The organism is Metabacillus arenae (assembly GCF_014773385.1).
GTDB lineage: Bacteria > Bacillota > Bacilli > Bacillales > Bacillaceae > Metabacillus_D > Metabacillus_D arenae.
Genome location: NZ_JACXAI010000005.1, coordinates 108,033 through 120,323, shown reverse-complemented (window position 1 = coordinate 120,323; position 12,291 = coordinate 108,033). Strand labels below are relative to the sequence as shown.

At 37.7% G+C, this 12,291-nt stretch carries 9 protein-coding genes; all 9 read left to right on the top strand.

From position 1 onward, the window contains the following. Positions 1–69: 69 nt before the first annotated feature. The 9 genes from IC621_RS06000 (at position 70) to essA (ending at position 11,954) form a co-directional block, all read left to right on the top strand. A complete protein-coding gene (locus IC621_RS06000) occupies positions 70–774 on the top strand; it encodes a class I SAM-dependent methyltransferase (RefSeq protein ID WP_191156726.1) in 705 nt (234 codons plus the stop codon). A 229-nt stretch (positions 775–1,003) separates the two neighbouring features. Beyond that, positions 1,004–1,369, top strand: a complete 366-nt coding sequence (locus IC621_RS05995; RefSeq protein ID WP_191156725.1) for a hypothetical protein — start codon at positions 1,004–1,006, stop codon at positions 1,367–1,369. Between the two features lie 66 nt (positions 1,370–1,435). Further along, positions 1,436–1,762 carry a hypothetical protein gene (locus tag IC621_RS05990; RefSeq protein ID WP_191156724.1) on the top strand — a complete coding sequence of 109 codons (327 nt, stop codon included), beginning with the start codon at positions 1,436–1,438 and terminating at the stop codon, positions 1,760–1,762. Positions 1,763–2,029: 267 nt separating this feature from the next. After that, positions 2,030–2,323 (top strand): WXG100 family type VII secretion target, encoded by a 294-nt coding sequence (locus IC621_RS05985; RefSeq protein WP_191156723.1) that lies wholly within the window; start codon positions 2,030–2,032, stop codon positions 2,321–2,323. A gap of 89 nt (positions 2,324–2,412) precedes the next feature. Beyond that, positions 2,413–2,652 (top strand): EsaB/YukD family protein, encoded by a 240-nt coding sequence (locus IC621_RS05980; RefSeq protein WP_191156722.1) that lies wholly within the window; start codon positions 2,413–2,415, stop codon positions 2,650–2,652. 11 nt (positions 2,653–2,663) lie between these two features. After that, complete coding sequence (gene essB, locus IC621_RS05975; protein ID WP_191156721.1) at positions 2,664–3,986, top strand: type VII secretion protein EssB; 1,323 nt, start codon at positions 2,664–2,666, stop codon at positions 3,984–3,986. A 24-nt stretch (positions 3,987–4,010) separates the two neighbouring features. Continuing rightward, a complete protein-coding gene (essC, locus tag IC621_RS05970; protein WP_191156720.1) occupies positions 4,011–8,495 on the top strand; it encodes a type VII secretion protein EssC in 4,485 nt (1,494 codons plus the stop codon). Then, entirely contained in the window at positions 8,492–11,482 is a 2,991-nt protein-coding gene (esaA, locus tag IC621_RS05965; RefSeq protein ID WP_191156719.1) for a type VII secretion protein EsaA, read from the top strand. Before essC ends, esaA begins: the two co-directional genes overlap by 4 nt. After that, positions 11,472–11,954, top strand: coding sequence for a type VII secretion protein EssA (essA, locus tag IC621_RS05960; protein ID WP_191156717.1), 483 nt, complete (start codon positions 11,472–11,474; stop codon positions 11,952–11,954). The genes esaA and essA overlap by 11 nt, the downstream gene beginning before the upstream one ends. Positions 11,955–12,291: the final 337 nt, after the last annotated feature.

The following is a 12,291-nucleotide window of genomic DNA, read 5'->3' as shown; positions in this document are numbered from 1 at the left end:
AATAGAACTTCCTGCACCCTTTACTAAAGTGCTATTATATAACTAAATCATGCAAAGAGGTGAGTTTAGATGAGTAGAGTTGAGCCGAGTAAGAAATTAGATTTGGAAAGAATTATTTTTATTGGAAGAACATTCGAAGAGTATGTGGATATGTTTTCTCTTTCAACAGAAGAATTGAAGGGCAAAAAAATATTAGACTGTCCTGCAGGAGCTTGTTCGTTTACTGCACTAGGCAGCAAATTAGGATTAAATATAACCGCATGCGACATTGCTTATTATCATTCTAGAGAGGACCTTAAAAATAAAGGGTTTGAAGACATTGAACATGCAATGGAACACATGGAAAAAGTGAGAGATCATTATGTTTGGGAGCATTTTACAGATGTGGAAGATCTCAAAACCAAACGTTTAGCTGCATTAAATGCTTGTACAAATGATATGAAGGAATTTAATGAACGGTATGTGCCTGTTACATTACCTCATTTACCGTTTCAAGATGGAGAATTTGATATGATACTTTCTGCACATTTTTTATTTATGTATGCAGACAGACTAGACTATGAGTTTCATATAAAAACAGTGAATGAATTATTAAGAGTGTCAAAAAAGGAAATTAGGATTTTTCCTTTAGTAGATTTGGAAGGAAAGCGATATAAACATTTAGATCTATTAAAAAGATATCTTTTAGATGCTGGATGCACAACCGAAGAGATTGAAGTTTCATATGAATTCCAAAAAAATGCAAATTCAATGCTAAAGATAATAAAAGCTTAATAGTGTCGAGGGCAACGTTCTGCGTTGTCCTTTTATAGTTGGAAAGGAAGAAGAGTGGTCTATAAAGTTCCTAAAAAATTTCATACTAAGGTGTCTTAAGCATAATATGCTGTTAATAAATTACCACCAGCTCAACAACATATAACCCAACGTCTTGAAATAAAAGTCCCTATCAATCTCCTTAATTGAAATCAACCTCTCCTCAGCTGTTCGAATTTATCAAAGAGGCATGGATACATACCATCAAAAGGAAGATGTCATTAATCAGTTTAAACTAGCATATGAGCAAAATTACCTAGAAGATTTTGATAGACGAAAAAGAAGAATAATTGATAGAATTTATGATATGGAAGCTAATCCACTCTCCTATCAATACCTGCTAAGTTTGTCAGGGAACCAAGAGCTTAAGAGGATACAAGTACATGAGCATATTCCTGCTTTAGGTTCTGCATTTTCAGGTCGGTTTACCCACACGATTCACCAATTTCAAGATGAGCATGCTAAAGGAATAGAGCTTCTTGGAAGAATTCGTACTTCTATTGAAAAAATGTTTGAAGAGGAAAAGGATATCGCTGCGATTTTTGAGTTGAGATAAAACCAAAGAAGGGCGCATTTTGCCTATTTTATAGTCCGATAGTAGGGTGAAAAAAGGAGGTAGCATATGGGCCAACTTTACAAATTTCATGAAATGGAAGCAGATCAGGATCTACGGGATAAGGCAGCTCATTTTAAATACCTATTAGAGCAAATGAGCACCTTGGGTAGAGAGATGAAAAACATTATTCGACAAGAGCTTGAGCATAGTTCTGGCGAGATAATCAAAGAAATAAATGAGGCCATTCTTCAACACCAAATGAAAAACGAAGCAACCATCAGTGAACAGCTTGTCGCAATGGATTCGGCTGCACCTCAATATACTCATTATATCAACAATATGAACAAGCAATATGTTACACTTTATTATAAGGAAAAAGAGATTCAGATATAGATAGGTTAGAAGCAGTCCCTTGAAAAATGTGGAGTTAATCATAAAACCACTATATTATTAGACTATTCGCTCAATTGGGGACTATTAAGCTATTTAATGGGTAGAATATAAGTATAATTACCCGCTAGTTAAGGTTTGTTATTCCCAAATAAGGGAAATGATAGATATAATTTACCATTTTAGCATTATTCTAGAAGTAACAATTGACCTTTAATGTTATTGTTTTTACAATTAAAGTAAATCGAAAACAAAAAGGAGAGATTTTTAATGCCAGGAGAAATTCGCGTTACACCAGCACAACTAGTAGATATGGCCAACAAGTACAGCACAGAAAGTAATAGTGTTGGGGAACAAATCACTCGCTTAGATTCAATGATCAGCCAACTTCAAGGTATGTGGACTGGTGAGGCCAGCAATGCATTTGCTGAGCAATATGAGTCTTTAAAGCCTTCTTTTATTCAAATGCAGACTCTATTAGAGGAAATTTCTACTCAGCTTAATAGCACATCTCGTGCGCTTGAAGATGCTGACCAACAAATTGCTAGCCAAATTCGTGGTTAATAGCTTCATCTGACAATCAAATGCAGGGAAGAAAGGAGCGCCAATTCTTATCGGAATGAAGGCGCTTCTTATTTTTGAGGTGAAAAGACATGTATATAGAAGTCACAGTAGATCTGAAAAACTATACAGGTGAAACATTCGACCTTCGCCTATCCAACTATCATTCTGTGAAAAAAGTAGTGGATATTGTTTGGCAGGCCAGATACATTTCTGACCCACCTCGAGAAGGGTACTGGGTACGTATTCCCAACAAACAAATTGTCGTTTCAGGAAACCGTAAACTGGTGGAGTGCGGGATCACCACCGGAGACCGATTTGAAATCTTATGAAGGAGTATCCCATGTCTGAGAAAAAACAATCGTACTTACAACAGCAGCTTGAAGCCATTATCACGAAGGAAGACGGCTACACCTTTTCCTTCCAAAAAGAAAAAATTAAACTAGATCATGCCGTTGAGATGGACATGGTCAAGGAAATGGACCCATCCATCCAAAGAGATATTATTCTGTCAGATGATGAATTAAAAATTGTTGTAAAGCCGCCTGAAAGCTATTTATCTTTCCTTCATATAAAGAAAAAAAACATGCACAGCAAATACTTACTAGCTTATCAGCTTGTTAAACAAGTAAAAGACTTCTCCTTTTCCAGGCTGCATCTTTGCGTATGCCCAGAAAATATTGTCTTTGATCAAAGTTTAACTCCTTACTTTCTTCACTATGGAGTAAAAGAGAGCCTTCCGCCATATGAAAAAGATGCTGACCGATTATGGATTGAGCTGAAAGCAACTGTAGCTGCAGCCATTGATCATAAATATACGTTTCATCAATACCTTAATTTTCACGAGACATTAGAGCTAACACCACTTTCTAAAGAGGTATTATCAGCTGAAACAGAAGAGGAGCTTCTCCATTTACTTGAAGAGAAAATCGTTCAACTAGAGGAAAGTGAAAAATCACTTATTCACATTCCTCAAAAAAAATGGAAGCTAACCCGATACATAGCTTTAGGATTTCTTATTTGTTTGATTCCCGCGTTAATTTATACTATATACTCTATGTTTATTTTACAGCCCAAACAGGAAGCATTTGTTGCAAGTAATGAACAATTTCTTGGCAGTGACTATAGTGAGGTTGTGAATACACTTTCAAACTATGGTGTTGAAGAGATGCCTAACGTAGTCAAGTTTCAGCTTGCCTCAGCTTTTATTGTGAACGAATCATTAACAGAAGAGCAAAAGGAGAATGTTCGGAACACGATTACTCTTCAATCTGACCCGAGGTACTTTGATTATTGGATTCATATTGGGAGAGGAACTGCGAAGGATGCATTAGACATAGCGCGCTCTCTTGAGGACCGTGATCTCATTATGTTTGGACTATTAAAATATGAAGAAGAAATTAAATCTGATGAAAGCCTTTCTAGTGAAGAAAAACAAAAGCAGTTAGAAGAAGTAGAGTCTGAAATAGAACAATATCAAGAAGAAAAAGAAGCCCAGCGTGAAGAAGAGCAGCAGCAGGAGGATGAGCAACAGGCAAGAGAGCAGGTAGAACAGCAACAGCCTGCGGAACAAAAAAATGATCAGCAGCCTGCAAAAGATCAAAACCAGCCAGCTGATCAGAAGGAAGCGTCCGAAGAACAACCTAAAGAGAAATCTGCAAACTAAACCCGTGCTTCAGGAGGTGATTTCATGAGCTTATTATGGGTATTTTATGGACAATCATATCAACAATATGAGTTCGACTATCAGTCATTTCGCCCTTTTTCGTTGGGGAAGGAAAATCAGCAAACTATAACAATTTCTGACTTCCCTTTTACTCAAGAGTCCTTATCTTTTACAAAACATAACGAAGAAGATGGACTTATTATATGGAAGAAGGATACAAATTTAGGGACGTTAACAACGGAAAAGCCTTTTCAATTGACTGAAAACAACCAAACGATGCACTTTTATTTAACTCCATCAAGTCAAAATTCAGAAACCTTTTATACAGGTCATCGTCGTGAATTGAATTTTTCAACAAAAGATTCATCTGCAGATGTTTTCATTGACTCTTCATCTGAATTTTTATCAAGTAATGAGTCTTTTACCCTATTAAACATTAACAATCATTGGTTTGTATCACCAATGAGTCAAAATATCTATCTCAATGGGAAAAAAGTTGAGGCTGAAACCGAAGTAAAAGTTGGAGACATTCTATTCTGGCCTTTTATGACAATTCAATTCATTGAAGATGACCTCATGCAGCTGGCAAGCAAGGATGAATATCAAACAGCTCTCTCGAAAACGGAGAGACCTACATCTGAAATGAAAAAAAAATACCCAGTATATAGACGGACACCACGCATGATTTACGATCTTCCTAAAGAAAAGGTCTCCTTATCCTTCCCTAGTCAGGAAGCAGAAGATCATAACCGCGGACTTTGGATGATTATTCTTCCGCCCCTCGTCATGCTTATGGTCATGGGAATTGTTGCTTTAGTTGCACCAAGGGGAATTTTTATTATTATTTCAATGGTGATGTTTGGAATGACCTTAATTACATCTACCGTACAATTCTTTAAAGAAAAAGGCAACTATAAGAGGCGTAAAGAACGTAGACAAAGAGTCTACACAGTATATCTCGAAAATAAACGCCAAGAGCTGCAGGAATTAGCTGATAAGCAAAAGCAGGTTCTCTATCATCATTTTCCTTCGTTTGAACGGATGAAGTATTTAACTGAACAAATCTCAGATCGGATTTGGGAGAGAACACTTGAGAGTACAGACTTACTCCAGCTTCGAATTGGGACAGGCAAGGTCCCTTCCAGTTATCAAGTATCCATCAGCTCTGGAGACATGGCGAACAGAGAAATAGATGATCTGCTCGAACAATCACAGCTCATGGAAAAAGTATATCGCGAAGTGGGTCCTGTTCCAATTAACGTGGATCTATCAGTTGGAGCAATGGGTCTAATTGGAAAACCTTCCATTGTTAAAAAAGAAATTCATCAATTAATTGGCCAGCTAGCCTTTTTTCATAGCTATCATGACGTGCGATTTGTGTTTATTTTTAATGAGAAAGAATATAGCAAGTGGGAATGGGTAAAATGGCTCCCACATTTTCAGCTGCCACACGCTTATGCAAAAGGGCTTATTTATAATGAACAAACACGGGATCAATTGCTTTCTTCTATTTATGAAATCTTACGTGACCGTGACCTGGCTGAGCAAGAGGACAAAGTAAGACACACACCGCATATTGTCTTTATCATTACAGATTATCAATTGCTTTCTGATCATGTCATTCTTGAGTACTTAGAAGGGGAGTCCTCTCATCTCGGGATTTCAGTTATATTTGCAGCAGAAACAAAGGAGAGCTTATCAGAAAACATCCATACTCTTGTACGCTATGTGAATGATCTTGAAGGGGACATCCTCATCCAGGAGAAAAAGGCCGTTCAAATCCCGTTTAAGCTTGATGAACATCATTATAAAGGGAACGAGGAATATGCAAGGATGCTGCGAACGCTCGATCATCAGGTCGGGATTACTAATTCTATTCCTCAAAGTGTATCTTTTCTAGAATTATTTCATGCAAAAGAAGTAGATGATCTGCCAATTGAACAGAACTGGTTAACGAGAGAATCTTCAAAGTCCCTTTCCGTCCCTATCGGATTAAAAGGAAAGACAGATCTTGTTGAGTTAAATCTTCACGAAAAAGCACATGGTCCTCATGGATTGCTTGCCGGGACGACAGGATCAGGGAAAAGTGAGTTTTTACAGACATACATTTTGTCTTTAGCTGTTCATTTCCATCCCCATGAAGTTGCATTTCTATTAATCGATTATAAAGGTGGAGGAATGGCCCAGCCGTTTAAGGATATACCGCATTTGTTAGGGACGATTACAAATATTGAAGGCAGCAAAAACTTTAGTAACCGTGCACTTGCATCGATTAAAAGTGAATTGAAAAGGCGTCAACGCTTATTTGATCGCTTTCAAGTGAACCATATCAATGATTATACAAAGCTTTACAAGCAGAATAAGACTGATGAACCTTTGCCTCATCTGTTCCTTATTTCTGATGAGTTTGCCGAGCTTAAAAGTGAAGAGCCGGATTTTATTCGTGAGCTTGTCAGTGCTGCAAGGATAGGGAGAAGCTTAGGTGTCCACCTTATTTTGGCAACTCAAAAGCCAGGCGGCGTCATTGATGATCAAATTTGGAGTAATGCGCGTTTCAAGGTAGCTTTAAAAGTACAGGACGCAGCTGACAGCCGGGAAATTATTAAAAACTCTGATGCTGCTTCTATTACAGTAACTGGCCGCGGCTATCTGCAAGTTGGAAATAATGAAGTTTATGAGCTTTTCCAATCTGCTTGGAGCGGTGCCCCGTACATGGAAGAGACCCAGGAGGCAGAGGATGAGGTAGCAATTGTTACTGATCTTGGCCTTGTTCCTTTATCTGATATATCAGCAGAGACAGGACACAAAAAAGATGTGGAATCTGAGATAGAGGTCGTAGTTAATAAAATTGAAGAGATTCAACAGACAATGGGCATTAAGAAGCTGAATAGTCCATGGCTGCCTCCTCTTGCTAGCCGAATGTCACGTTTCACTTATACAACAGAAAATGATCATGAAATTCTATTAGGTTTAATAGACGAACCAGAAAAGCAAAGTCAAACACCTTATTCCTATCAGCTAATGGCCGACGGTAACATAGGAATATTTGGTTCATCAGGATATGGAAAATCACAAACAGTTATGACCCTTCTGTTAAGTATTGCTACTAAATTTAGTCCCGAAGAGGCTCATTACTATTTATTTGATTTTGGTAATGGATCTTTGCTGCCTTTAAAGCAGCTGCCTCACACTGCTGATTTCTTTTTAATTGATGAAGAACGGAAAACAGAAAAGTTCATCCGTATTTTAAAGGATGAAATTGCTTATAGAAAACAGCTTTTCCAGCAAGCAGAAGTCAGCAGTATTAAAATGTACAACTCTTTAAGTGAGAAGAAGCTACCATTACTGTTTATTACAATTGATAATTTTGATTTAGTTAAAGAAGAAATGCAAGATATGGAAATGCAAATGACTCAGTTTGCAAGGGATGGTCAATCTCTTGGAATCTATATGATTCTGACAGCTACAAGAATTAACTCTATTCGCCAGTCGTTAATGAATAATTTAAAAACAAAGGTAGTTCATTATTTAATGGACAATTCTGAATCGTATATGGTTCTTGGCAAGGTTTCATTTGCTCCTGAACCAATTCCAGGCAGAGCAATTATCAAGCGTGACCAAGCCTTTTTTTCACAGGTATTTATGGCTTCTGAGGGTAAGGATGATTATGAGCTTCATGAACAAATGAAAGAAGACATCCAGGATCTGGTAGTTAAATATAAAGGGATTTCTAAGCCAAAGCAAGTTCCTATGCTGCCTTCTGAACTGACTATGATTAACTTTACCCAATATGCTGAAGAAAGCAATCAGCCTGGAATTATTCCGATTGGGCTTGATGAAGAGCTAGTTCAGCCTGTTTCTATTAATCTGCCAAAGAACAAGCATTGTCTCGTACTCGGTCAATCGCAAAAAGGTAAAACCAATGTCTTAAAGGTTGTGTTAAATACACTGCTAACCCAGGATATTGAAGAAATTGGTATTTTTGACTCAATTGACCGCGGACTTTCTAGTTTCGCAACAGAAGAAAAAGCTGCGTATATGGAAACAAAGGACCAAATTGTTTCATGGTTAGATTCAGTTGAAGCTGCCTTTAATAGAAGAGAACAAGCATATTTAGAGGCAGTAGCCCAAGGATCTGTCCATACTCTAGCTTTTAAACAGATTCTACTTGTCATTGATGGCTACTCTAGGTTCTTACAAACGATTGATACGATGATTCAGGAAAGAATGACACGCTTCATGAAAAATTACAGTCATCTAGGCTTCCATCTTGTTATATCAGGCAACAATAACGAGCTGACAAAAGGCTTTGATTCATTTACAAGTGAAATTAAGCAAATACGCCAGGCACTCATTCTGATGAAAAAATCAGAGCAAACGCTATATACTTTGTCCTATAATAGAAAAGAAGAAGAAATTCACCCTGGTTTTGGTTACTATGTCGAAAATGGAAAAGAAACAAAAATTCAAATTCCTCTATGTGCAATAGAAAGGAAGATTTATTCATGAAGGAACAAAGAATCAATATCGTGAAGATGATCGCAGCGGTTCTTCTTATTCTAGCTGTCCCCACCTTGTTTTTTCAGTTAGTTGGGGACAATCCTATGGAAGTAAGAGAGATTGCCACTCGATCGATTGCGGTGGTAAATGAGGATATCGGTTCTGAACAAGTAATGGCAGAAAATACTGAAGAGGGAGGAGAAGATTCTTCTCAATTTGGTAAAGAAGTCGCAAAGATTTTGGGAGAAGAGTCAGATTATCAGTGGACGGTTATGGGACGTAGTGCTGCTGATAATGGCTTGCAAAATCAGAAGTATGATGCGGTTATTTATATACCGTCCGATTTTTCTCAAAACATATTAACCTATGATGAACAACAGCCGCAGAAAGCCAATTTTGAATATAAAATTCAGGGTCAATTGAACTCGGTAAACAGAGAAAAGGTCCTTCGTGAGCTTGAGGACGCAACAAACCGTGTTGATAAAGAAATGTCCTCGTTATATTGGAGCTATGTTTCAAATGATATGAAAGCAGTCCGCCAGGAATTTGATCGAATTCTGGAAAAAGAAATAGCTTTCCAAAACGCGATGGTCAGCTTCTATCAACCAAGCTCCAAGGATTTAGCTGGTGAAATCGAACAGCACAAACAAAGGCTGGAACAGCTTCGAGCTTCCATGCAGCAAGGAGAAGAAGGAGCACCAGAACGGAAAGACAGCTTAGAGCAATTCGAACAAAACCTCACCCAATTTGTTCAGTATGTAGAAGAATACCAGGAATATCAAGAAAGACAAAAAGAGCTTTTGCAAAAGGCACAGGATGAGAGTATCCTCGCGATCCAATCAGGGACAGAAGATTTTCTGGAAATGCAAAGGCAAACCATCAAAGACATGAATGATCAAGGGAATCAAATCGCTGGTGATGTCAAAGATATTAGGCAGATGCTTAACAATAATAGTGAAACCATTGCTGATTTGAGTATTGTTCGCCTCAAACAGATTGATCGTCAGGAAGAAGAGTTGAAAGCTGTCCATGCTGGTTTTATTGATTTGTATGAGCAGGAAGATAATAAAAAGTCTCTAGATAATCTTCAAACTACAATAATTACATTAAAAAACGATATTTCTACCGGTAATGGCGGGGATGATGAACAACTAGAAAAGGAAGAACCAGTTAAAATAGAGGAACCGGTAAACGGTGACATAATAGATGGACCAGAGGGTGTAGAACCCCCAGGTTCTATTAGTATGGAAGATGAGAGGCAGAAGTTAAGGGAAACTTCAGATAAAATAAACTCACTACACAATACGCTATCTGAACAATTAAATGAAGAACAACAAGATAAAGTCAAGGACGTTCTGGAAGAACTAATTGGTGTGTCAAATAGTATTATAGCAATTGAAAATACTATTAAAGAAAAAGAAGATAACAATACGTTGAAGGCTGAATATGGCAAGTTATTCAAACAATATGAAGACCTCATTGGACAATACAATCAATTAGTTGGAATTAATCAAACAAATAATAACACGATTACTGATTTACTAGATAAGAATAATAAATTAGTAGAAAAGTATAATGTCTTAGTCGAAAAGATGGAGGCTTCCTCTAATGATGAGGTAGAAATATTAAGTCAAATTAACAGTTTAGAAGAAAGTATACTTTCTTCTGATGCCCTATCCCATAACAGGAGAGATGACTTAAGTCCTATTTTTGGAACGGAAGTTTTCTACAGCTCAGAAAACATTAAAGAAATAATGGAATACTATGGGAAATTATCTGAAATGAATTCTATTTTAAACAGCATTCTTGATGTTCGTCATAATGGTAATCCAATCAAGGATACTGTCATGCAAGACAATTTCCTGAACAACGATATTAAAACAATCCTTTCCCTCACAAAAGAAGAACAAGGCGCATGGGATGATCTGATGAAAGAAGAAGTCCCAGCAACCCAGGAAGAACTTAAGACCATGCAAGACAATTTCATGGCATTTATGGACCAGTACAATAAAGATCTTGAAGGTTTACAAACTTCATCAATGGAAGATTTGGATGCAATGCAGGAGAGCGCCAATACTGTATTAAATCAAATCCAGAATCCTGCTCAATCAACCGGAGTGGAGGCTCCTCGTCCGAATGTTGAAGATGGAACGTTAGTAAGCAGTCAGGAGAACATTTCTCAAGAAGTACTTCAATTAAATGAGCTAATGAAATCTTTAAGTGAAACTCAGGACAATGTGGTGGACTACACTGGAGAGTTACAGCAGCAAGTTAATAATGTTCAAGAGGACGCAGATACTTTAAATGAGAAATGGGCGACAAATGTTGCGTCAACGAAGCTTGTTCGAGAGGATGTCTTTAGTGTGCTTGGAAATACGTTTGTAGACGGGCAGAATAATGGTGCGGTCTATGAACACTTGGCAAACCCTCTTCAAATTAGCGGTGAAGCACCAGCTGAAGCAGCGAAGAAAATACCGCCGGTTGTCATTTTGGTTATTATCCTTTTAAGCAGCTTGCTGATCGGTTTCTTTAGCCATTATTTCAATGCTGCACCATTACTCGTTAGAGGATCATTATTTGGATTATTGAATTTGATTGTCGGCATGATCATTAGTCTGTTCGGCTTAAATATTTATACATTGTCTGATGAAAGAGCGATTCAATGGTCGATCTTTACGGTTCTGTTATTGCTTGCAAGCTCTACCCTTGTTCGAGTAGCACTCACATTTGGCAATATGATTGGGTGGATTGCAAGTATTGGTTTGGTTGCTTTTTTTATAAGCCCGTTATTGGCGCAAGCTGCACCGAACTTCAATTATGAAGACCCAATGTCACTGGTTTACCTATCTCTTCAATATGAGACGAACACTCTATTTACACAGGGGGTACTTGTAACTGCAGGGATTATTGTTGTCTTGTCTGCCCTTCCATTTGTTTCACAAGCATTTAAAAACGCTGGCATTGAGAAAGACAGTGATGAAGTTCATGAAATTTAATTGGATCTTGAAAGGGGTAGTTCTACTATTCCCCCTTTCATTTTTTCTCTCTAGTCCATCAGCAATTGCTACACCAAATCTCAACGGATTAGAGCCATATATTTATGAAGGGAAAAATACGAAGCGCGGTACTGACTATCTTCGCGAGAAGTCCAAATATGAAAAGCCAGAGGATATTCCTGAGGAGCAGCAGGATCTTACATTTGAAAAAACAAAGCAAAACGATGATGAAGAAATCCAAAATCAGCTTTTTTCAAACTATACTCGTGAAAACAATACGATTACCGCAAAAGCTGAACAAATGGAGTTGTTTTCACCATCAATGGATCAGTCAGCAAGTTCTCTAATAAGTCAGGAGCCTGTCCAGAAATCGTCCACTTTATTCTATATTTTTGGTTTTTTAATTGGTATTAGTGTCCTTACCGTTTTTGGGTTTATTATATGGCATTATAAGAAACAACAACCCGATTAAGACAGTCATTGGCTGTCTTTTCTTTATTAGTTAAGAAAGTTTACGTTAATTAAAGTATGAACGTGATAAACAGTGGTATCTTTATCCAGCTTCGAGTACTATCGGTCCTTTGGTCTCAGGGTCAATCCGCCGGAGAAGGTTAAAGAACCAACCTGCATGCCGGCTCGCCTTGTGCTTGTCGCCGAAGGACTAGCGCTCTGCGCTTTTCGTTCTTGTTCAACCAAAGAAACGCGTTAATTAATCCATTAATGTAGTGGTCCGAATTTATTATTGCTCAGCTTCAGTGATTTGCCTCGAAACTCTTCAAGGCGCTGGAGAATTTTGCTTTTATAGCCTT